Source organism: Thalassotalea ponticola (genome assembly GCF_041379045.1).
GTDB classification, from domain to species: Bacteria; Pseudomonadota; Gammaproteobacteria; order Enterobacterales; family Alteromonadaceae; genus Thalassotalea_A; species Thalassotalea_A ponticola.
Genome location: NZ_CP166871.1, coordinates 630,967 through 654,140 on the forward strand (window position 1 = coordinate 630,967; position 23,174 = coordinate 654,140).

Consider the following 23,174-nt stretch of genomic DNA (forward strand, 5'->3'; position numbering starts at 1 on the left):
TACTCCTAAAAATGTAAGAACACGTCAACGCAGAGCATATAAACTCAGCACCAACGACGGTGTGTTATTGGTACAAAAACGCTTAGCTGCGCAATAAATCCAAAACGGTCTCATTCCAGCCGACGGGCCCTTGAAAACGAGAGCGAATTAAATTTGGGTGAACATCGATAACCGGATCTTGATGTGCTGGCGACTCAATCACAACGGCAATATCAGCGCATTGCAGCATGGTTTTATCATTGGCACTATCGCCGAGTGCAATAACCGTATAGTCGGCATCGTTATTGATTTGATACATTTGTTTTAACAACTGCAGTGGTTTGGCTTTATCACTTTGACCTAAAACATGAACAAAGCGACCACCTTTGATCACATTCAAACCCAATTGCTGCAAGTGTTCAGTAAATAGGTCGAGATTCTCGGCACTGTCTTGCCATAGTAGAGGTTCGGAAAACTGACGTTCTTTTGCTTCTGCTGCTTTGTCTAAGGGCAAACCAGTGCAACGACATAACTCGCGTGTCGTCATGGTTGAAAAACCGCGATAGTTAAATTTCTTTGCCTGCGCTGACGCGGCTAAGCGCGACAAAATTTCACTGCGATTGAGACCAAATTTATATAGCCAGTACTCGCCAGCATCAAAGCACGCAACGTCGGTTTCGATAGACTTGCTAAAGTAATCTTTAGGCAAATAAAGAGCAGAGCCATTTTCTATGATAAATGGATGAATGTTATCAAGCACTTTGCACAAGTGTGCTGTTTCACTGAAGGTTTTACTGGTATTAAATACGATGGGAACCCTGTGTTGTTGGCAATACTCCAGTGCCGGTACCGCTTTGTGAAACTTGTAAGTCGAGTGATCAAGTAAGGTGCCGTCGAGATCGGTGGAAATTAGATAGTGCTTACTCACAGTATATCCTCGCTAGTTAACTTGGGTTTAACCTAAGGGGTAATAAGTTAACAACTGCAAGTTGCATACCATGATGAAAAAGCAATGAGGTGCCTAACTTGGGCGCAATCTATCGATGACTTACAGCAACATGGTTAATAATGGGGCAAAAGGCAAACTGATAAAGCCCGTGTTGCACGATATTGGTGCATTGGTGGTTGAGTAGCTGTGTGGCTGGCTTGCTTTTTAATATAGCTGGTAGGGGAGTTATCATCTCTTTGCTAAAGTTTTGTACTAGGCTTTCCCTTCCCAAGGCCTTACTGAACGGGCGTATGGACAGCTTGCGCTTAGAAGCGAATGTTCACACTTCATTCTGATAGACTCTAAGACATAAGCTCTATGATTAATTAAGCCCGTGCTAGTTTACATAACTTGCCGGCAGGCGTATGGCCTGACCGAGTAGGCGTTGATTTTGAGAAATAAAAAAGGATCTACGCAATATAGATCCTTAATTTCATATCAGCCCAACTTGTTAGTTGGGCTTTTGTTTTTTGCCGCTGGCAAAAAAGCGTTATCGAATACGACGACGTAATGTGGTCATTATCAACAATGCCATTAAGGCAAAGATTGACTGACTACCACCGCTGCTATCCGAGTCGGGAGATTTACCACTGATCTCGGTTGCTGGGTATTCACAACTACCATCATCGGTATTGGCGTTTTCATCAAAGTTAGTTGCACTACTGTCAGTACAACCCAACTCAATGCCATCTGACTCGACATAGAGCATAAAGCTGCCACTTGCAAAGTCGCTTGGATTAACGCTGTCATAGACTTTTACCACAACTTCAGTCGCCCCATAATAACCCGTGTCAGGCGTTAAGATCACTTGACTGCCAGAGTCATTACCGTCGACAACCGCGCTGATGTTGTCAGCAGTCACTTCAATGACATTATTAGTGGTGTTCTCGTCGGCATACAGTACTTTAAAGCTCGCTTGCTCACCTTCGGTGATGGTGATGTCGCCAAGGTCAGCCAACTGGATGTTACCTGTGACGTCTAGCGTCAGCGATAACTGCTCGTTCTCAGAGCCGACCAGACCATTGTTGACCACCAGTGTATGGCTTTGACCGGCAGCGGCCTCTGAAACATAGGCTTGGAAACTCACATTAAATTGCGACTCCTCTGGACCGGTATAGTCCATACAAACCACTAACTCATCAGTTACCACTTCATCGAGATTGTTGTAGGCAACGGAGTCACCGATGTTGATTGCCATCGGCATATCGCCATCGATCAACATCATGCCATCAGATGCTTTGAAACCGATAGAGCCTTGACCGTCAGCCAATTGTACGTTGTCGTAAGCAAATAGCATTTCGTACTCTCCGGGCTCAAAGTTGATGTTCATCCGCATGAACATTTCAAAGTCGACCATCTGACCAGATTTGTAGGCGCGTTCAACGTTGTCCCACTCAAGTACCAACCATTCGCGGTCATAGGTGTAAGTAGGGGTAACACCGGCGTTGAGGTGATGATTTGGATAGGTCGAATTATAACGCTCAGCAATGGTGTTATCGCCAACCCAAAACGGTGCGATCATATACGGCGGCGGTGGTGGGTAAGATGCCGCCCGTGGAAACTCAACGTGGAACGGCGTTGTGCGCCCTTGAGAGCCAAAGGTAACCAGACCGGCTGGGTTAATTTTCAACGAACTAAAGTGGTACTTGTTGAAGAATGGGAAGGATATTTCTTGATCCCAGTTCATCAGGTCTTTTAGCGCGTACTCGTATTCGTTGTAATAACGGCCTTGGACATTTTCAAGTGTACGCCAACCTAACTCACGCAAGTCAAGATAACCAGGGTATGGCGATCTTGCTGCCTGCAAGCTACACATTTCATCCGTTGCGTTAGTTGTGATCTTGTAATTGCGCACCACATCGCGCGTACTTTCCTGAATACCACTCAATGCGAGAGTGTTATTGCTAAACTCAGGCGCTGCAGGGGTTGCCTTAGAGGCATGAACGCTATCAGGAATGATTTGGATGCTATCAGGAAAGACGGTTTGCAAGGTAAAGTCGCGCGCTTGCGCTTCGGTGTTGGCAATCACTTTGATATTAAAGTCAACCATCTCGCCAGGCTTCGTTGCGTGCTTGTTGGCTGTAAATGTTACATCTTCGTCAACTTGACTGATTGTAACTGGTACAAAACCGATATTACCGGCGTTATTGCCATCAGAGCCAATGTCAAAGCCGCCAAAGTACACATCGCCAATTTCCATCTCCGGCAGTTGGTACGCTAACTCGACCATGTATTCGTCATAGCCTGGAATTTGTTTAGGCGCTGACACGGTTAAGTTTTGCTGGTCGGCATCGACAACTGCGGTGGTGACAGAAACCTCTCGGCCCATGTCTTCTTCGTTCCACCCCGGGCGATCTGTATTCATCACTAGAGTCCAGTAAGTACCTGGATTCGGATCAATGACAGAACAGAAGTTAGCGTCGTCGTAATTGGTCGACATACAGAGCATTTCATCGTAACTTGCCAAACCATCGTTATTGAGATCTTGTCCCATAAATAACAAGGCATTGGTAACGTTGTCGCCAACCACGCGTGACGATAACATTTTGCTACCTTCAATAACCTGTGTCATCACCACGTGATTGACGTTCTCAAGTTGCTCTGAACCCGGCTCTACTGGGGTTAGGTCAAATGGGTCACCGCTGGTCTGATCGTAGTATAGGTGGGCGCTTTGAGTTTGCCCCTTCACTAAACCAAAACTGCGGGCGGTAAAGTCATTGACCTCACGCGTATTAAATGGTCCGATTGCCGTTGTGGCCGAAGTTCGGTGTGCTTTAATCATAACGTGCTCAGGCAAGCCTGAGTCGCCATCGTAAGTCCACACGGGTAATTCCAGTACCGGCGAGTCGGGATCTCGTGGTGTTAAGATCACTTGCCCTTGATTACCTGTCATATCGATATAGTTATTGGCACCTGCAGAGTGACGCTGTTTGGCGGTAACAACGATATTTTGTGTTTCACCGGCTTTAATATCGAAAGCCAGAGGCTCGACTTCAATATCGAATTCGCCGAAGAAAATTTCACTGCTAACAGTGTAACTACCGTCTTTGGTTGCCTTGAATGAGCGCACAAACGAGCACTCGTCAACACATTCTGTATCGACCATGTACGCCGTATTTAAGCGCTTTTCATGACCGCCGAGGTTGGGATTTGCAGCTTGCATATTGGCAATCGACTCGTCCATAACCAAACCGGCTTTATCGGCAAGATCAACATTCATACGGCCTGCGCCCATGTCTTGTAGTGCCGAATTCCAGCCCGAATCCGAGTAGTTATTTAAAATGGTGGCATTTTTTAAGGTGTTACTGGCGGTCAACAACAAAGCCGATTGCACTTCCATTGGCGACCAGTCAGGGTGTGATTGGCGCAATAGTGCGGCAGCACCTGCAACATGAGGACTAGCCATCGACGTACCAGACATAGTTTGCCAGTTTGAGGTGCGCGGGTTGTTGGTAAACGGTTGATCGTCCGAGCTAGGTGCGTAAATATCGACACCAGGTGCCGCGATGTCGACAAACAAAGTGTCTAAGCCAAAATACGATGGTCCACGACCGGAAAATCCGGCGATAAACTCATCTTCCACGTCTTGCTCATAGGCTTGTGTGGCGGTAATGGTACCCATATGACCAGCACCAGAAGCTAACCAGTCAACGACCTTTTTGCCGTCGGCATTGGTGATGTGAATGGTCGGCAGAGGGTGAGCAACGGCAGGAATTGGCGATCTGTCTTGCCAACTCGAGTAGTTGTAAATAATCAAGCCCTCAGCACCACCAGCTCCAACATTGGAAGCCTTGAAGTAGAGTGGATTGGAGCTGCGCTTACAAACGACAATAACGTCTTGTTGGCTTTCATCGATATCGAGCGTTGCTGGATCGTCTTCGAGATCGAACGTGCCTTCTGGATAAGGCTTGTCACAGTTGGCCATATTCCACGAATAGTTTTCATTCGGGTTAGGGTAGTCTGCAGCATTGACAATTAAGCCGGTAATTTCATCGAAGGTCACTGATACACCGTTGATTTCAACCGGCGCTGGCGTGTCACCACCCGATAAATTGGTCAGGGTTTTATCGGTAAACTCAACCGTTTTAGCCGGTGTGTGTGCAGCAACCGTGGTTAACCAAGGCGATGAGTGATCGGCCGTAGATAACCGATCACCACTGTTACCAGCGGCGGCAGCGATAAACACGCCACTTTGTGCGGTATTGGCAAACGCTTGTTCAATGGGGTCTTCCCATGGATTTTGCTCTAGGCCACCAATAGAGAAGTTAATGACGTCAACGTTATCGATTGCTGCTTGCTCAATAGCGGCTAACAGTGCGGTTGACGGACAGCCCGCATACGGGTCACCACGACCGCCAGGCCAACACACTTGATACGATACGATGTTCGCATGAGGTGCCATACCCGATACTTGCGGAAAGATTAAATTGGTGTCTTTACCACTGCCTTGTGGCGTACCTTCAATCAACTTGAAGGGCACATCGTAAAGTACGTTACCAGCGGCTGTTCCCGCCACGTGAGAGCCATGGCTGTTATAATCTTCACCAATGGCCGGACGAGATTCTTCAAACACAGGATCTGAATACGCTGCGGTAATTTCAGGGTACGAGTAGACCCCAATAAGCTTGTCATTACACAGGCTGGGTGAATCGACACAATCACCTAAAAAGTTGCCTTCACCAAGAGGATTGGTGTGTGCGTAACCGTCACCACCGATGGCAGCAAACGATGGGTGGTCGGTGTTGATACCCGTATCTATGATACCGACAACGATGCCTTCACCCATGTTTTCGCCGCGGACGGGGTCTTGCCACACGGCATGGGCGCCAGTTTGCTCTATGGTATTGCTGGTTTGCAGGTCATACACTTTTGAGCGGGTAATGCGTTTTACCCCCGGCACTTTAGCCAAACGCATGGCTTGTTGTTGCGTTAAATCGGTGGTAAAGGCATTGAGGGTAACAGAGAACGTTTGTTTTGCCTGAATATGTACGCCTTGTAGCTGACTTGCTTGGTTCATCACTTGCTGGCGCTTATTGGTTAAGTATTGACGATAGCTAGCAATCTCGGGTTGTGCCAAATCAAGCGGTTGATGCTGGTTTTGACGAGCGCGACTAATATGCGAGACGGTCGCAGGCATGCCGTCGATACCACCGTGATAAGTGGCCACAGGCTCGTCAGTTAACTGGACGATGTACGTGTGTACGCCAGAGATATTTTCTTCAGGGGTAAACACCTTGTGTTGGGTTTTTATTTGCTGGTTGGCAATACCTGGATAATCGGCACGCTCAATTGGCTGTGGCGCTTTATAATCGGCAGGCGCTTGATGCCAACCTGATTGAGGCGCATCGGCAGCTATAGCCCCAACAGCGCCTGCGTACAGGGCTGAGGCAATAACCACAGATACTTTTGTTAAGTTGAACATAACATCCCTTTTAACTTTATTGTTTTTTATTAGTTGTATATTTATCATCGCATTAAAAATGCGCTGAAATTGCTTATTTAGCGACCATAGATTCAAGTGCTTGGACGATATAGTCAATGAAATTAATGTAGGTATTTGTAGCAAAATCCGGCGAAATAAGTGGGGTGCTATGAAATTTAGGATCGAGTATTATTTATTCATTAAATACAGTGTATTAAGTGTCTGAGAAAATCATAATATCGTTGGGGGGGGGAAGTGTTAAGCTTTTATATACAATAGCTTGTGTTAGCGACTGATGAGATTTCGATGCGTTTAAGATTTTCCGCTAGTAGTTTTTGCTTTTGGTCATAGACACCTCTCGACTTCAATTTTAGTGTCCATTACATGATAACGATGCAGCAACTTGAAAAACACCCAATAAGAGCGAAGATATCAAACTTTGCTATCTATAGATATCTAACGACAAATGCCATTGCTAACCCGTTTAGTTTTGCAAAGGAAGCACCTTGCTTGAGTAACTGCTATTACAGGTATAAAGCGTTTTTTTACCTGAGTAACCGTGATAAAGGTTTTCGTGAGCTGAACGCGAGAAGCAGTCTTGTCGGTTATTGTAGCGACTGATCCAGTTGATCAACATCTCAAGGTTTGCGTCTTGTGCTTTTTTTGAGACGTATTTACTCGGTTCCCAAGGGCGGTTTTTGGCGTTGTTAATACACTGCTCGATAGGTAAATCAAGGTAAATAATCTCCGTCGCATAGCTGACGGTAAGTTCGAGTAAGTCGGCATAGCATCCTTCGATTACCCAATTTTGATTTTTTGCCATAAATTGCTTTATCTCGTTGGCCGATTCAACTAGCGGTTTGCGCTCAGGTGGTGTGCTAGGCAACCAAGCTAAACTATCTAAATCGAGATGCGACAAAGCGTGTGCTTCTGCTAATTGTGTCGATAGTGTTGTTTTACCTGAACCCGAGTTACCAAATACCAGAATTTTCATGAATACCTCCGTTGTTAAAAGTCAGTCCTGTGTGGTGTTATTAATGTGTGTCGTTAAATGCAGTAAATAAACGTGGGTCGTTTAACATGCGCTAATGTCGTTGTAGGACATAATGTAAAAATCACAAACCAGCCAGTGACCATTACCGCGACAAATAATAGATAGCACATACTTAAGAGTACGTACGGTAAACCGATAACAGTGGAATTAGATACAATGACTAAGTGTTTTTATTAATGTATTCAATATATTAATAGCGAATGTATATTTTTGCCACTTAGTGCTCACAATAAAAACTTCACCTGCTTTCTTGCCGATTTAGTAGTGTTAGCTGTTAACCGCCTTCGAAGCTATCGCCTGCTAATCTTGTTGAACTACCGACTGAATATGCACTAAAGCTTCATCCATAACGTAGTCAAGGATGCCCAACGCCGCCTTGCGCCCTTCATCTATTGCCGTAACCACTAAATCTGAACCGCGCACCATATCACCACCGGCAAAAATATTTTGTTGACTGGTTTGCATGGCAAAGGCTGAGTGCTCACTCGCTATAACGCGACCGCGTTCATCGATATTTACACCAGCATCTTGTAACCACGTTGGTGGGCTGGGTAAAAAGCCAAAGGCGATAACCACCGCATCTGCCGGCATGACAAACTCACTATCGGCTATTGGTTGTGGGCTTCTGCGTCCTTGCTGGTCCGGTTCGCCGAGTTCGGTGCGCACAAACTTGACTCCACAGGCTTTGCCATTTGCGTCTACGGTGATATCCAGAGGCTGCACATTAAACTCAAATTTGACCCCTTCTTCTTTGGCGTTTTGCACTTCCTTTGGTGAACCTGGCATGTTGTCTTGATCTCGTCGGTAAGCACAGGTTACGTGACTCGCCCCTTGGCGAATCGCCGTGCGCACGCAATCCATCGCCGTATCACCACCACCAAGCACAATAACGCGCTTGATTTTAAATGAGGTGTAAGGTTTGACATTGTCGGTTAAGCCCATGGTTTTTTGGGTGTTGGCAATCAAGTAATCCAAGGCATTGTATACGCCGGGGGCATTTTCATGGGCAAAGTCACCAGTCATATCCTTGTAGGTCCCAAGGGCTAAAAATACCGCATCATATTGTTGACTGATATCGGAAAAACTGATGTCTTCACCAACGTTGGTATTCAGAGCAAAGGTAATTCCCATGCCCTCAAAAATTTTGCGCCGACGGATCACCACATCTTTTTCAAGTTTGAATGACGGGATACCAAAGGTGAGCAATCCGCCAATTTCGGCTTGTTTGTCGTAAACGGTCACCTTTACGCCATGGCGCGTTAATACATCGGCACACGCCAAACCCGCGGGGCCAGCACCAATTACTGCCACCGTTTTGCCGGTATCTTGGACGTGACTCAAATCAGGCGTCCAACCTAGCTCAAACGCCGTATCAGTGATGTATTTTTCGATATTACCGATGGTCACCGCACCAAAATCATCGTTTAGCGTACACGCTGATTCACACAGTCTGTCTTGCGGACAAACTCGGCCACACATTTCAGGTAAAGAGTTGGTTTGATGACACAATTCGGCTGCTTCGATAATTTTTCCATCGGTGACTAATTCAAGCCATTGCGGAATATAGTTGTGTACAGGGCATTTCCATTCACAATAAGGGTTGCCACAGTCTAGGCATCGATCGGCTTGGCCGACACTTTGCTCTTTGCTCAGCGGTTGGTAGATCTCAACAAAATTTGTTTTGCGCACATCAATTGGCTTTTTCGGCGGGTCGATACGCTTTACGTCAATAAATTGGTATACGTTGTTACTCATAACTCACTCCTAGCCTCTTACTGTGCTTGCACACGCAATTCAGCGCTACTGCGACTGCGATGACCAAGTAAGGTTTTAACATCGGTTGCTATTGGTTTGATCAACTTGAAGTTGGCAATAAATTGATGGAAGTTTTCCAAAATAAATGCCGCTCTAGCACTTCCCGTATGCTCTAAGTGATGATTGATCATACCGCGCAGGTGTTCTTGATGAATGGTCAGTTGTGTCAGTTCTAGTGCTTCTATGGATTCGGTGTTAAGGCGTTGTGTAAGATCTTGATGTTCATCGACTACATAGGCAAAACCACCGGTCATACCCGCACCAAAATTCAGTCCTACGCCTCCTAAAAAGGTGACGATCCCTCCAGTCATATATTCACATGCGTGATCGCCGGCGCCTTCAATAACAGCGTGGCAGCCGGAGTTTCTCACGGCGAATCGCTCTCCAGCGCGGCCTGCGGCATATAAATTACCGCCAGTCGCGCCGTATAGGCAGGTATTGCCCATAATTGGCGTTAAATGAGTTTGGTAGGTTACGCCCTTGGGCGGGGCAATAACCACGCGTCCACCGGCCATGCCCTTGCCGACATAATCGTTGGCATCGCCGGTTAGAGTGATATTTAAACCACCGGCATTAAAACAGGCAAACGATTGACCAACGGTGCCGGTAAGATTCAATTGAATTGGCGTTGCAGCCATACCTTGATCGCCGTGATGTCGAGCAATAAATCCAGATAACATGGCGCCGATAGAGCGATCGGTATTGCGCACGTTAAAGTACAGTTCGGTCGACTTTTTCTCCAACACATTCTCTGTGGCTTGTTCTAATATGGCATTGTTTAACACCGCTTTATCAAATGGTTGATTGTCACTTGTTTGATACTGTGTGGTGTGTTTACTAGGTTTTACTGGCGCCAAAATAGCCGTTAAGTCGAGTTTTTGCTGTTTGCTGGTAAGGCCGTTTACTTGCTCAAGCAGATCGGTTCGTCCAATTAACTCTCGCAGCGAGTCGACACCGAGTTGGGCCAAAATTTCACGCACCTCGGTAGCGATAAACTTAAAGTAATTCATTACCTGTTCGGGTAAGCCTTTGAAGTATTCGTCTCTGAGTTGTTGATCCTGCGTCGCTACACCGGTTGCGCAGTTGTTGAGGTGACAAATACGCAAAAACTTACAGCCCAGTGCAACCATAGGTGCGGTACCAAAACCAAAACTCTCAGCACCCAAAATAGCCGCTTTAACTATATCTAGACCGGTCTTTAAACCGCCATCGACTTGCAGACGCACTTTGTGACGCAATTCGTTGGCGACTAACGATTGATGGGCTTCTGCTAAGCCAAGCTCCCATGGGCTGCCGGCGTATTTCACACTAGTCAGCGGACTGGCACCAGTGCCACCATCATAGCCCGATATAGTAATAAAATCAGCGTACGCTTTAGCAACGCCAGAAGCGATTGTGCCAACCCCAGGCTCGGATACTAACTTCACCGAGACAATACAACTCGGGTTGACTTGTTTTAGGTCGAAAATAAGTTGCGCTAAGTCTTCAATCGAATAAATGTCGTGATGCGGCGGCGGCGATATTAAGGTCACCCCGGGTACCGAAAAGCGCAATTTGGCGATCAGTGGCGTTACTTTATCACCGGGTAGTTGCCCACCTTCACCTGGCTTGGCACCTTGGGCTATTTTAATTTGTAGCACGTCAGCATTAACCAAGTAGTGCGGGGTTACACCAAAGCGCCCTGAGGCTATTTGTTTGATCCTTGAATTGCGCACAGTGCCAAAGCGGTTGGCATCCTCACCACCTTCACCCGAGTTGGAATAACCACCAAGGCGGTTCATGGCGATAGCCAACGCTTCATGTGCCTCAGGGCTCAATGCGCCAATACTCATGGCGGCACTATCAAAGCACTTAAATAAGGCCTCTGCTGGTTCAACTTGTTCGACGCCAATACTCGCAGTGTCCTGCTTAAGTGTTAATAGATCGCGCAAGGTAGCGACCGGACGATTATTCACCGCATCGGCAAATACCTTGTAGGCTTGGTAGTCACCACTGCGCACTGCGTGTTGTAAACTCGATACCACATCGGGGTTAAAGCAATGGTATTCTTCACCGTGGACGTATTTGAGTAAGCCTCCGTGCTGAACGGTGCGATGTGGCAACCAGGCCCGCTTAGCAAGGGCTATAATGTCTTGTTCAAAATCTTCAAAGCCACAACCTTGAATGCGACTGGCGATACCGTCGAAGCACAGAGACATTACCTCGTCGTTTACACCGATGACTTCAAACAGACCCGAACAGCGATAGCTGGCGATACTGGAAATCCCCATTTTCGATAATATTTTCAGCAGACCTTTGTTGATCGCATGGCGATAATTTTGTAGGGCCTGGCGTGCAGGTAGCTCTATCTGACCTTTTTCAACCATCGTTTCTATCGTTTCGTAGGCTAAAAATGGGTAAATGGCCGTTGCGCCAAGACCGAGTAGCACGGCAAAGTGGTGTGGATCACGTGCTGAGGCCGTTTCAACGACGATATTTGAATCACAGCGCAAGTTTTCATCAACGAGGCGCTTTTGCACGGCGCCAACGGCCATCGCTGCAGGTATGGGGAGTTGCTCTTTACTGATGTCGCGGTCGCTTAATATGATGATAACAGCCCGTTGATCGCGCACTAATTTAACCGCGTCATTAGCCACTCGGCAAATGGCATTTTGCAATCCTTCTGCAGGTGAGTAGTTCAGTGAAATAGTCTCGCAACGATAGTGCTTATCATCGTATTCACGCAGTTGTTTGATACCGGTATACATCATAATCGGAGTGTCAAACAGCACGCGATCAGCAAGCCCCGTAGTTTCGTTAAACACGTTGTGCTCACGACCAATACACGTTGCAAGACTCATCACATAACGCTCGCGCAGTGGGTCGATAGGTGGATTGGTCACTTGTGCAAATTGTTGACGGAAATAGTCATAGAGGTTACGGGACTTAGTTGATAATACTGCCATTGGCGTGTCATCACCCATCGAGCCCGTTGCTTCTTGGGCATTCTCGGCCATGACTTTAATGACTTGATTAATTTCCTCATAAGAATAATTAAACAACTTGTGATACTGCTGCATGCGTTGGTCGTCAAATGCGCGTTTACCAATCAATTCGGCTTCAAGCTGTTCAAAGGGGATGAGACGACGCGTGTTTTTATCGAGCCATTTCCGATATGGATGGCGCGACTTTAAGTCATTGTCGATATCAGTTGAGTTAAATAGTTTCCCTGTGTAGGTATCAATACTCAACATTTCACCTGGCCCGACGCGGCCTTTTTCGATGACTTCATCCTCGCCATAATCCCAAATACCAACTTCCGAAGCTAGGGTGATAAACCCGTTGCGAGTACGTACAAAACGAGCAGGGCGCAAACCATTGCGATCTAGGTTACAGGCTACGTGTCGGCCGTTGGTCATTACGATGCCCGCCGGGCCATCCCAAGGCTCCATGTGCATCGAGTTAAATTCATAAAATGCCCTTAAATCATCGTCCATCGCGGTATTGTTTTGCCATGCCGGCGGAATTAACAAGCGCATGCTGCGAAACAAATCCATACCGCCCGCTAAAAACAATTCAAGCATATTGTCCAACGACGACGAATCCGAACCGGTTTCATTGACAAACGGTGCGGCGTCTTTTAAATCGGGGATCAGCGGAGTTTTAAACTTATAGGTACGGGCTTTAGCCCACTGGCGGTTGCCGCGAATGGTATTGATCTCACCATTGTGAGCTAAGTAACGAAATGGCTGTGCTAGATGCCATTGTGGCGAAGTGTTGGTAGAAAAGCGTTGATGAAATACACAAATCGCCGATTGCATGCGAATATCAGCGAGGTCTAAGTAAAAATTTGGCAAGTCGATAGGCATCACCAAACCTTTGTATACGGTCACTTTGCACGATAAGCTGGCAACGTAAAACGCGTGGTCTTTAACGCGTTTTTCTGCTCGTCGACGAGCCATAAATAAACGTCGCTCAAAATCATGGCTGCGCCAACCCGACGGACAGTTGACAAAAACTTGCTCAATGCCAGGTAAATTACCTTTGGCGATAGGGCCTAGTACATTGGTGTCGATAGGGACCTTACGCCAGCCCACTACTTCAAGCGTTTCATTGGTTAACTCTTCTTCTAACAGTTGCTTGCTAATCGCTGCTTCATCTGGCCGAGTGTTTAAAAATACTAAACCGACCGCATATTTGGCGCTTAAATGCCAACCGTTGTCTTGCGCAATATGACGAAAAAAACTGTCGGGCTTTTGCATAAGCAAACCGCAGCCATCACCGGTTTTTCCATCTGCGGCTATGCCACCGCGGTGCTGCATCCGATCGAGTGCCGCAATAGCTGTTTTGATGAGTTTGTGACTGGGCTCGCCCTGTTGATGGGCTATAAGTCCAAATCCACAATTGTCTTTTTGCAACTGGTGATCATATAACTGCATGCCTTGCTCTCCTGTTAATGGCCCACCGACGACAAGGCTAACCGAGAATAAATGAGGTGAAAATGTGAATAAGTATTGCGATATTCCTGTCGTGGAACATTTTAAGATATAAGGATGTTAATAAAAGGTCAATAAAAAATAGAGTTATTACTCTTTGCGCTATGCGGCCTTTTTGCCGGTTATATCATCGTTTTGTCTTTTTGGTGTTCGTTTAAGCACGGTTTTTTTGGAGAGGTACTGATATTAGCTTGGCAGATGTTGATGCAAGTAAAGTACTGTAAAGTCATTGCATATGACAGGTGATTGAATAAGTATGCTGTTTTTTCGCTTACATCTTACAGCTTATGTCTTACAGCTTACAGCTTACAGCTTACAGCTTACAGCTTACAGCTTACAGCTTATGTCTTACAGCTTATGTCTTACATCATACAGCTTATGTCTTACAGCTTACAGCTTATGTCTTACAGCTTACAGCTTATGTCTTACAGCTTACAGCTTGCTGCACGGGTAAAAGGCAATAGACGGATACCTCTTTGCAAGGGAGATACGCTAAATAGCCAGGTGGTTACTAACCAGCTGCAACAAAAAAGCCGACGCGAGGTCGGCTTTGATTGACTAGGAGTTGTCGAGGTCAATTACGGCTGATAGCCGTTTTTGATGCCTTTGGTGGTTATTGCTACCGCATCGTGGGCGTGCAGTGACTCTAGGTGATTTATCTTCACCCAAAAATCATCGTAGCCGTCAATTAAGTTAAGCGCGTGTTGAACGCGGCGCGCTGCATCTTCACAAAACATTAAGTTTTGCCCATTTAAACGAGCAAACTCTTGCTCGTCCTCGCGTTTAACCGCCGCTTGAACAGGAGTTTGTAGCGCGGCTTCAACGGTATCGACAATGTCAGTGATCGGGAAACTGTCCACTAATGAATTAAGCTTCACTTTCACTTCAGCAATAGAGCGTTGGCTGTGTGGTGTGGCAACAATACCCTCGGTTGTGCCAAGCCACTGATGTACGTCGGCGTGGTTGACAGAATCTTGACCGGCAAACTTTTCGGTAAACGATTTTTGAATTAACTGGCGAGCCAAAGCCGCAGAGCAAGGACACGTTGATGAGTACGCGATATCGACATTGAGTTCAATATCAAACTCACCCTTTTCTAATTTACCGGTAATAGCAACAGGGTATATACGCCAACCTTTTTTACCACTGATTAGCGCTTCGCGACGCATCGGGTAGTCGAAACTGAATTTAACGTAGGCAGTATCACTGAGGTCTTGATGCGACTCGATAAAGCCGTTTAACAATTCCACCAATGCGCTATAGGTTAATACGCTATTGCTCGCTAAATCGTCTAGTGCTAAGTACAGGCGTGACATGTGAATGCCTTTCGCCTTTGGCTGCATCAAATTTACAAAAGCATCGATATGAGCCGATACCATGCGATCTGCTTCATCTTTTGCCGAAACCATGATCGGCATTTCGATATTTCCCATACCGACTCGGTCGAGCGTTCCTTCCGTTTGGGCCGCGGTCTGGTTAGCGATATCTGGCATTGATGTTGGCATTGTCTATTCGTTTCCTGTTACAACTGGACTGCAAGTTATGCCTTAAACACGACAAATGACGATATGATTAAAGGCAATTAAGGGCGCATATTCTAGCGAAATTTTGCGCATTTTTTTACTGTTTTTTTATTAAAAATTCGCGTCAGCTCATCATTTTTAACAAAACCCTAGTAAAATGGTCGGCTATTCTGCAGTAAAAGCCGGCGAAAATCAATTTTCCCAATAAAATATTGGGAAAATTTTGATGCATAACAAACAACGTTGCTTTAAGGGCTAGGACAAGTGCACATTGTTTGCTAGTCTTACTGTGATTTTTTCCGTATTTGATGTTGTTATCAATGACATTAAATCAATAGGATGTAAGTGATGAATATGGATAATTTAAATACCCAGTTAATAAACGAGTACGTGCAGGCATTGGGACAGGATGTGTTTATACAAACGGTTGAGTTGTATGAGCAGCAGGCACAAGCGTACTTGCATCAACTTGGCGAAGTGGCAAAAATAGCCGATCACGTGCAATGGCAACTGCAATGTCACGCGATGAAATCAGCGGCGGGTAATATGGGGTTACAACAGTTACACGCCATGCTCAGTTCTCTTGAACACAGCCAAGAGACAGCGCTTCAGTTGACGCAGCGGGTTGAGCAATTAACGCAGCTCAATCAGCAATCGCTGCAACAGCTAAAACAGTGGCTAGCACAAGGCTAGCCACTGCGACTGCGATACTAAGTATGCGGTTGGTAACTCGCTGTTAGCGACCAATGTTACCAACGAAGCGATACCCTTCACCGTGAATGGTATTAATGAATTCAGGTGCGCTCTCGTCTGATTCAAAGTGCTTGCGCAAACGGCGAATGGTCACGTCGACGGTGCGGTCATTTTCACGTAAGTCGCGGCCAGTCATTTCTTGAATTAGCGCTTGGCGGGTGACGATTTTACCGCGGTTAGCCATCAGTAAGCGCAAGGCGCGATATTCACCACGAGGGATCGGAAACGTAGCCCCATTTGGTGATTTAATTTGACGCGAGTTTGGATCGAGCTGCCAGTTGTCAAAGTAAATGGTTTCGGTATCTTTGATTGGCTCAGCTTTTTTAACCTGGCTAACGCGCTTTAACAAGTTGCGCACGCGAATAGTTAATTCACGAGGGTTAAACGGCTTGGTTATGTAATCGTCAGCACCGATTTCTAAACCGAGAACGCGGTCTACTTCACTGTCGCGACCACTAATAAAAATCAATCCTTTGTCGTCTTGCTCGACGATTTCGCGCGCAAGTAACAATCCGTTTTTACCAGGCAAGTTAATATCCATTAATACAAGATCAACGCTATTGGTTTGCAGTTGTTGTTCCATTTGTTCGCCATCAACAGCGATAAATGTTTGATAGCCTTCAGCTTCAAGTAGGTTCTGCAAGTTTAAACGAGTGATTTCTTCATCTTCAACAATAAGAATTTTAGCTTGTGCTTGGTTGTTCATATTGGCCTCAGTAAGTATACCCGGTGCGCTAAGCGAGCAACGAATTTACGGGGTTATTAGCTCCTGTTAGCAACAGAGAACTTAGAGATTTTTATCAAGGTGCATATGATAGTGAATATTGACCGTTACACAATGGTGAAATTGTTGTAAAAATGTAAGCGTTACAAGCTAAAAAAACAACAGTGAATCTTGTTAAGTGTTTGATAAATATTGTTTTGCTTTATTTTTGTGCAGTCTGGTTAGGGAAAGTAAATATGCAACAATTTGTAATTTGTACGCAGTTGTAGGTAAGTCACCGATTAATTTTGCTACAAAATCATTGCAATTTGGTAAATGCAGTGTGTGCTAAGTTGCTACGTTGACCAAATATTGATGGGCTGTTGACATATGCAGGGATAATGTTAACAGCCATTAGTTAAGTTGGTGCGTTTAAGCGGTTTGCCGTTAGCGTTTATTGACCTGATAAATGGTAAACCCATGGCGATTAGCGCATTTTTGTACGTTGCCAAATTGCTGCTCTAAAATTGGCGCGTATTTTAAAAAGCTATTGGCGACAATGGTTAATACCCCGTTCGAGGTCATTTTTTGGTTGACCGACTGTAAAAATAATTCGGTGGTTTGGTAGTGGGTTTTTATCCCTTGGTGAAACGGTGGATTTGAGACAACCGCTTGATAACCAGTACCCACATCCGATAGACCGTCTGATGGGTAAACCGTTGCGGTTAAATCATTAACCTCAAGCGTGCGTTTAGCACTGGCAATGGCAAGTGCGTTGACATCGATCATCTCGACATCGGCGTTTGGATACAATAATTTAATGTAGCTGCCAATAACACCTGCACCGCAACCAAAATCAAGAACTTTGCCATCAATTGATGATGGTAAGTGCTCGAGTAATAACTGCGTACCTCGGTCGAGTTCTGCTTGTGAAAATACGCCTGGCAGTGCGCAAACAGTCAGGGTTTTATCGTCCAGTACTATCTCGTATTGCTGGTACCAGCTGGCAAGGTCAAATGGTTCACGTTGATTGTTATATACCATCTCAAATAGCAAGCAATGCCTAGCTGAGTCGACTTTGTCACAGCGCAGAGCATAGGGTTTGGTAAGTTTGGGGGCTGATTTGACTCCGCCTTTATTCTCTCCGACAAACAGTACTATGGCATGCTCAGCTAAGCATTGAGATAGCATTGCCATTTGCATGACAAGCTCTTGTTTTGATTTGGGAAAATAAAATATCACCAAGTCGTGTTGTTGGCTTGTTTGGTATTGTTCGGCGAACACAGATTTAACCGTGGCACAGCGCTTTTCAATGGTTAAGTGCTGCGCGTAATTGACTTGGTAACTGGTTATAGTGGCTTGTGGGTAAGTTTGCGTAAACTCAATGACAAATTCGGCGTCTGGGCAGCCTATCAATAACGGTGATTTGCTGTCTAATAAATCCATGTTGCGAAGTAACAGTTGCGAAGGGTTGCTGAGTGCCATAATTATACCAAGTGAGCAAACGAGTTAAAAAAATCCGCGCTATTTTCTCATGTAATCAACGAATAACAAAGTCTCTTTTGAGCTCCTTATGTTTAGGTTAACAATGCCAGTTACGCAAGATTTAACCAAAATACGCGCTATTAGTTGATGCCCATTGTCGCTGAAAAAGGTTGCTCATTAATCACTATCGCCATTTGAATGGCTGAGTAACTAAGCCGATGCACAGGTTTGCATTGGCAAGGGGAAAGTGATTAAATACGCGAGCAATGCCACACCCTTTTTGTGTCGCGTGTAACTTTCGCAAGCTCATTAGCGTTTTTTGACGAGCTTACTGAGCTCAATAAATCCTATTCTTTATCACGGTATTACGCTCGCTTGGTTATACCCCGATTATCGGCACTAAAGTTGGCATATCATGATAATCACAATCGATAAACGAGATACAGATGACCACTTTTCAACTTGATGATTACCCCTTGTGGACCGCTCTAATTACGCCATTTAACCAAGCGGGGGAGATTGATTACGACAGCCTTGCAAAGATAGCTAATGCGCAGGCGGAATCAGGTAATGGTATTTTGCTTTGCGGCAGTACCGGTGAAGGTCTTGCTATTGAGTTTGAGCAACAATTACAGATTGTTGAGTTTGTCTGTCAGCAACAATTACCCGTACCGTTAATGGTGGCTGTTGGTGGCTTAAATCTACCTCAACAGCTGGCCTGGATAGAGCGCTGTAACAGTTTGCCTATTCACAGTTACTTACTCACTTCGCCGTTGTATACAAAACCGGGTGTTGTCGGTCAAACCCAATGGTTTGAACGCTTACTCGATACCGCAGCACATCCGTGTATGTTATACAACGTGCCATCGCGCACCGGCGCTAATATTCCTGCGCAAACGGTTGCTAATTTGGCTAATCATCAAAACTTTTGGGCGATGAAAGAAGCCAGTGGCGACATTAATCAATTTTTGCGTTATGTCGAGGCAGCACCTCAGGTAAAAATGTACAGCGGTGAAGATGGGCTCTTGCCTTATTTAGTCAGCGCAGGTGCTGTGGGATTGGTTTCGGTATGTGCTAATGCGTGGCCAAAAGCGAGTCACTTATATGTGCGACAGTCAGTTGCAGGCAAAGGACAAGCGCTTTTTCCAACCTGGTATAAGGCAGTTGAGTCTTTGTTTGAGGTGGCTAATCCTATTCCGGTCAAATTACTTATGCATCATCAGGGCGTGATATCAAGCCCGGTATTGCGCCCGCCGCTAACCCATCTTGAATTAGCAAACGTTGATAACCTGGTTGCAGCTGACGCAGCGATAACTCAATGGTTAGCACAGCAAAAGTCAGCGTAACGTTATGCGTTTAAAGTGGCAAGGGTATTGCCAGTAGAGTAAAAGGATCGTTGTCAGCGATCCTTTTTTTACCACTGACAGTAATAACTTGATGGAAATTCTGTTTATTATCAGTGGTTTATTGGTTTTAGCTGTGCCGTTAGTTAGCTGTTGTTTGAATGGTCTTGATTATGGCGTAGGCACCGAGTAGTTAAACAATTTTACGAGCTTTGATCGAGTACAACAACGGAACTTGGTTACCTTTGTGTAGCATTTGATAGCCTTTGCCGTTAACTTCGGCTAAATTGTCAAAGCAATTATACGGGCTATAGGGATACTCAACAAAAGACTCTATAACTAAGCCCGCAGCTATCAAGGCGCTGATAACTTCGCTAATAGGATTGTTCCAAGTGACCACCGTAGATTTTGTACCATCACTGTTTTCTGTGTAGGTAGCCTCTTCTTCGATATCGGGCTCATCGTTGGGGAAATATGAGTAACCTGATAAAAGATCATTAATCGGGTGAAATTCAACTAGGTGGAACTCGCCTCCTGTGACTAGCGATGTGGCAATGGTCTGCGCCCATTCATCTAAACTAGCCAGCCAACACAAAACGCCGTACGAAGTAAAAACAATATCGAATTGTCGTTTGTTCACACGCCCAAATTGGAGAACATCACTTTCAATAAATTCAGCCTCTAAATTCAGAGTGCGCTTTAAAAGGTTAGCCTGTTCGATTGCCTTGGGTGATAGATCAACACCGGTAACCCTTGCTCCTAATCGAGCCAAGGACAAGCTATCTTGACCAAAATGACATTGCAGGTGCAACAGTGACTTGCCTTTTATATCGCCGAGCTGTTCCAATTCAATTGGGTTTAGGGAGCTCTTACCGGCTTTAAACGAATTGAGATCGTAAAACTCTGACTCGATATGAGTTTGAACTCTTTTGTCCCAAGTCTGTTTATTAAGCTGTAAATAATCCATATTTTTTTTACTCTTGTTGAAACGGTCGCTGCTTAGCGAGCTTCGCTCACCACCACGTGTTGCGCTTTTGATAGTCTTTTGAAGTAATTGTATTCGTCGCTTTGGCTCGTTGTTTGGCCACCGCAATTCGTTGGTTTTTACCAAAGAGTATGGCGATTTGATAGCACGTTTCCAACCACAGCCAACGTCCATTACCGCGTTGCCAACACGTGTTGTAAAGGCGTTTACTGGCGGCAACGGTATCAGGGGAGCGCTGACAAATTTGTTGTGCCAGTTGCATGGCGGCCTCAACTGGGGTATCGCTTTCTTGACTGATAAGCCCGTGTTGCAAAGCCGTTGATGCATTAATTATCTCTGCGGTCATAACTAACTTTAGCGCGTGATCTTTGTTCATTAACTCAGCTAAAGCCATGTTACCTCCCATATCAGGGATAAGCCCCCATTTAGATTCCATAATGGAGAAACTGGCATCGGGATGAGCAATGCGAAAATCAGCACCAAGGGCAATTTGCAGTCCACCGCCCCAGCACCGACCAGAAATTGCGGCAATAACCGGGACCGGTATCTGTCGCCAGCCAACGCTGACGTATTGTGCCAAGTTAGCGCGCCACGGTAACCACTTGAATAACAGAGCCAGAATATCAGCTCTATTTTTAGTAACCGAGCTGATATCTAATCCGCTGCAAAAGTTTTCGCCTTGAGCAGTGATGACGATTGCGCGCACCTGATGATCTTTTTTAAGCGTTTTGATCGCCTGTTTAAGTTGCTTAAACATCGCCAAGTTGAGCGCATTCATCTTTTCAGGCCGAGCTAAGGTGACAATCGCGATATTATTGGCAATATCGATAGTGATCATGGCTATAACCCCTAAACTATGATTACCAATAGAGTAAATCAACAGGCACATGAGAACAAGCCAGTTAGGCTTTGATAACTCGAACCATACACTACTGTTGCTAACATATCGCTGTGGTGATTTATTGGCTTTATCAGCGTATCGCTCGTTAATGCCGGCTGCACTAACGCTGTTAGCGAGCTTGCCGGCGAAAGCGACATTGAGGGTCTTTGCTTGTGAGCTTCAATCAACAGTGTTGACTAAGCGGTTGACTAGGCGGTTTTCTCAGAGCTCTAACGCAGCAACGTGAACCTGGCAAGCCGTAAGACCTAGTCAAGGTCGGTATTACTTTTTGCTTGCGCGATTGTTGTTCAACGCGCCCTTGTCAGCGCTATCTGAGCCACCAGTTTGGCGCTGAGATTGAGGGCTTCGCGAGCGCTTTTTAGCAGCTGTCGCTTTGGCTTTTTTGTTTGCTTTGGCGTGTTCGTCTAGCAAGCGCACGCCATCTCCTTCAATGCGCACTTGGCCGTTTTTGAGGAAGGTGCCAATGGTGCTCTTCAACGTTTTCTTGCTCACTCCAAAGGTTTGCTGAATCAGTTCGGGACTGCTTTTATCGTGAATTGATGAAAAGCCGTCATTGGCTTTTAAATAGGCTAAGAACTGAGGTTGGAAATCGTTAATCTTTCCCATACCCGAGCGCGTTAAGGTTAAATCGATACGACCGTCTTGACGGATGTTTTTTATATAGCCGTCTACCGTCATTCCAGGACGCAACGATTGAAAAATATCACTGCTGAAAATCAACCCCCAGTGACGTTGATTAATAATCGCTTTTACCCCCAAGTCGGTTCGATTAGCAATAATCAGAGATACTTTTTCTCCGAGTTGATAATTTGCTGGCCAAACGTCGAGGTATTTATCGATTTTAGCGGTAGCAGCGATGCGGTCAGTATAGTGGTCTCGGTAAATTCGCACCAAGTAGTATTTACCAACCTGCATTTTCGGCTTTTGCTGATTGTACGGAACGAGCAGATCTTTACTTAAACCCCAGTCTAAGAAAGCGCCCATTTTGTTTACTTGAATACATTTTAAGCTGACAAAATCATCAACTTCACCTTTTGGGGTTTCGGTGGTCGCAACTAACCTGTCATTCGAATCAAAGTATATAAACACTTTGACTGGGTCGGTTTCTGCTATGCCTTCAGGAACGTAGCGTTTGGGGAGTAATACTTCCCCCAGCTCCGAGGCGTCTAAATAGGCACCAAAATCCGTAAGCTTGACCACATTTAGGGTATTGTATTTTCCGATCTCTGCCATGGGGCTCCACTGTCAACTGTTATAACCAAACACGTGCGCTATTGTAACGCAGTTCACGATTCAATACCTTGCTGATTTTGTACCTTGAGCTTACATTCGATAAACTCACCGTGGCGAAGGTGCAATAAATCAGCAATTCTTCTGATCACGTGCTCTTCAATTACATCCAGTTGCCCATCGCTATAGGCGAGGTGCCACAGTGATTCAACGATTTGGATCCGTTGGCTCAAGCTAAACTGACTATTGATTAACGATGTATACTTGTACAAATCATGAGCATGAGCGACTTCATCTTCCGCTAATGCCAATACTTCCAGTACTTCTTGCTTGTCTAAACTAAATGTTTGTTGTAGCAAAGCGACTACTTTAGCTTGTTCTTTGTCGCAAATGGTTTGGTCAGCACGCATTACCTCAAATAACAACACCGCGGTTGCTATTTCGAGAGATAGTGTGTTTCCCACCATAGAATCTGTTTGTAAAGCTTTAAAAAACACTCGAATTCTGTTGATCATAGG

The 23,174-nt window shown here is 45.5% G+C and carries 14 protein-coding genes; 2 read left to right on the forward strand and 12 right to left on the reverse strand.

Annotation, left to right across the window (positions count from 1 at the left end):
- Positions 1 to 82: 82 nt before the first annotated feature.
- The 6 genes from ACAY30_RS02800 to folE2 form a co-directional block, all read right to left on the reverse strand.
- Positions 83 to 907 (reverse strand): mannosyl-3-phosphoglycerate phosphatase, encoded by an 825-nt coding sequence (locus ACAY30_RS02800; RefSeq protein ID WP_290252207.1) that lies wholly within the window; start codon positions 905 to 907, stop codon positions 83 to 85.
- A gap of 550 nt (positions 908 to 1,457) precedes the next feature.
- Entirely contained in the window at positions 1,458 to 6,389 is a 4,932-nt protein-coding gene (locus ACAY30_RS02805; protein ID WP_290252208.1) for a S8 family serine peptidase, read from the reverse strand.
- A 484-nt stretch (positions 6,390 to 6,873) separates the two neighbouring features.
- Positions 6,874 to 7,383, reverse strand: coding sequence for an AAA family ATPase (locus ACAY30_RS02810; RefSeq protein WP_290252209.1), 510 nt, complete (start codon positions 7,381 to 7,383; stop codon positions 6,874 to 6,876).
- 360 nt (positions 7,384 to 7,743) lie between these two features.
- On the reverse strand, positions 7,744 to 9,198 hold the full coding sequence (locus ACAY30_RS02815) for an FAD-dependent oxidoreductase (RefSeq protein WP_290252210.1): 1,455 nt from the start codon (positions 9,196 to 9,198) through the stop codon (positions 7,744 to 7,746).
- Between the two features lie 17 nt (positions 9,199 to 9,215).
- Positions 9,216 to 13,676 (reverse strand): glutamate synthase large subunit, encoded by a 4,461-nt coding sequence (gene gltB, locus ACAY30_RS02820; RefSeq protein ID WP_290252211.1) that lies wholly within the window; start codon positions 13,674 to 13,676, stop codon positions 9,216 to 9,218.
- Positions 13,677 to 14,311: 635 nt separating this feature from the next.
- Positions 14,312 to 15,238 (reverse strand): GTP cyclohydrolase FolE2, encoded by a 927-nt coding sequence (gene folE2 / locus ACAY30_RS02825; protein WP_290252212.1) that lies wholly within the window; start codon positions 15,236 to 15,238, stop codon positions 14,312 to 14,314.
- Between the two features lie 372 nt (positions 15,239 to 15,610).
- Here folE2 and ACAY30_RS02830 point away from each other — a divergent pair, with 372 nt between their 5' ends.
- Positions 15,611 to 15,949, forward strand: coding sequence for a hypothetical protein (locus ACAY30_RS02830; RefSeq protein ID WP_290252213.1), 339 nt, complete (start codon positions 15,611 to 15,613; stop codon positions 15,947 to 15,949).
- A gap of 43 nt (positions 15,950 to 15,992) precedes the next feature.
- Here ACAY30_RS02830 and arcA read toward each other — a convergent pair whose 3' ends face one another.
- Together arcA and ACAY30_RS02840 are read right to left on the reverse strand one after the other, a co-directional pair.
- A complete protein-coding gene (arcA, locus tag ACAY30_RS02835; protein ID WP_290252214.1) occupies positions 15,993 to 16,715 on the reverse strand; it encodes a two-component system response regulator ArcA in 723 nt (240 codons plus the stop codon).
- A gap of 444 nt (positions 16,716 to 17,159) precedes the next feature.
- Entirely contained in the window at positions 17,160 to 18,197 is a 1,038-nt protein-coding gene (locus ACAY30_RS02840) for a methyltransferase (RefSeq protein WP_290252215.1), read from the reverse strand.
- A 446-nt stretch (positions 18,198 to 18,643) separates the two neighbouring features.
- On the opposite strand from ACAY30_RS02840, the gene dapA reads away from it, so the two are divergent.
- Positions 18,644 to 19,543: a 4-hydroxy-tetrahydrodipicolinate synthase gene (gene dapA / locus ACAY30_RS02845; RefSeq protein ID WP_290252216.1), complete on the forward strand. Its 900-nt coding sequence runs from the start codon at positions 18,644 to 18,646 to the stop codon at positions 19,541 to 19,543.
- Between the two features lie 190 nt (positions 19,544 to 19,733).
- On the opposite strand, the gene ACAY30_RS02850 is transcribed toward dapA, so the two are convergent.
- The 4 genes from ACAY30_RS02850 to ACAY30_RS02865 form a co-directional block, all read right to left on the reverse strand.
- Positions 19,734 to 20,507, reverse strand: coding sequence for a bifunctional 2-polyprenyl-6-hydroxyphenol methylase/3-demethylubiquinol 3-O-methyltransferase UbiG (locus ACAY30_RS02850; RefSeq protein ID WP_290252217.1), 774 nt, complete (start codon positions 20,505 to 20,507; stop codon positions 19,734 to 19,736).
- Between the two features lie 46 nt (positions 20,508 to 20,553).
- Entirely contained in the window at positions 20,554 to 21,363 is an 810-nt protein-coding gene (locus tag ACAY30_RS02855) for a crotonase/enoyl-CoA hydratase family protein (protein ID WP_290252218.1), read from the reverse strand.
- A gap of 324 nt (positions 21,364 to 21,687) precedes the next feature.
- Positions 21,688 to 22,659: a S1 RNA-binding domain-containing protein gene (locus tag ACAY30_RS02860; RefSeq protein WP_290252219.1), complete on the reverse strand. Its 972-nt coding sequence runs from the start codon at positions 22,657 to 22,659 to the stop codon at positions 21,688 to 21,690.
- Between the two features lie 53 nt (positions 22,660 to 22,712).
- Entirely contained in the window at positions 22,713 to 23,171 is a 459-nt protein-coding gene (locus ACAY30_RS02865) for a TerB family tellurite resistance protein (RefSeq protein WP_290252220.1), read from the reverse strand.
- Positions 23,172 to 23,174 lie beyond the last annotated feature (3 nt).

Excerpts from the sequence above, each read along its gene's own strand:
- ACAY30_RS02810 (WP_290252209.1), bottom strand. The coding sequence starts at position 7,383 with ATGAAAATTCTGGTATTTGGTAACTCGGGTTCAGGTAAAACAACACTA.
- ACAY30_RS02850 (WP_290252217.1), bottom strand. The coding sequence starts at position 20,507 with ATGGATTATTTACAGCTTAATAAACAGACTTGGGACAAAAGAGTTCAA.
- ACAY30_RS02815 (WP_290252210.1), bottom strand. The coding sequence starts at position 9,198 with ATGAGTAACAACGTATACCAATTTATTGACGTAAAGCGTATCGACCCG.
- ACAY30_RS02865 (WP_290252220.1), bottom strand. The coding sequence starts at position 23,171 with ATGATCAACAGAATTCGAGTGTTTTTTAAAGCTTTACAAACAGATTCT.
- folE2 (WP_290252212.1), bottom strand. The coding sequence starts at position 15,238 with ATGCCAACATCAATGCCAGATATCGCTAACCAGACCGCGGCCCAAACG.
- ACAY30_RS02805 (WP_290252208.1), bottom strand. The coding sequence starts at position 6,389 with ATGTTCAACTTAACAAAAGTATCTGTGGTTATTGCCTCAGCCCTGTAC.
- ACAY30_RS02860 (WP_290252219.1), bottom strand. The coding sequence starts at position 22,659 with ATGGCAGAGATCGGAAAATACAATACCCTAAATGTGGTCAAGCTTACG.
- arcA (WP_290252214.1), bottom strand. The coding sequence starts at position 16,715 with ATGAACAACCAAGCACAAGCTAAAATTCTTATTGTTGAAGATGAAGAA.
- ACAY30_RS02830 (WP_290252213.1), top strand. The coding sequence starts at position 15,611 with ATGGATAATTTAAATACCCAGTTAATAAACGAGTACGTGCAGGCATTG.
- ACAY30_RS02855 (WP_290252218.1), bottom strand. The coding sequence starts at position 21,363 with ATGATCACTATCGATATTGCCAATAATATCGCGATTGTCACCTTAGCT.
- ACAY30_RS02840 (WP_290252215.1), bottom strand. The coding sequence starts at position 18,197 with ATGGCACTCAGCAACCCTTCGCAACTGTTACTTCGCAACATGGATTTA.
- dapA (WP_290252216.1), top strand. The coding sequence starts at position 18,644 with ATGACCACTTTTCAACTTGATGATTACCCCTTGTGGACCGCTCTAATT.
- gltB (WP_290252211.1), bottom strand. The coding sequence starts at position 13,676 with ATGCAGTTATATGATCACCAGTTGCAAAAAGACAATTGTGGATTTGGA.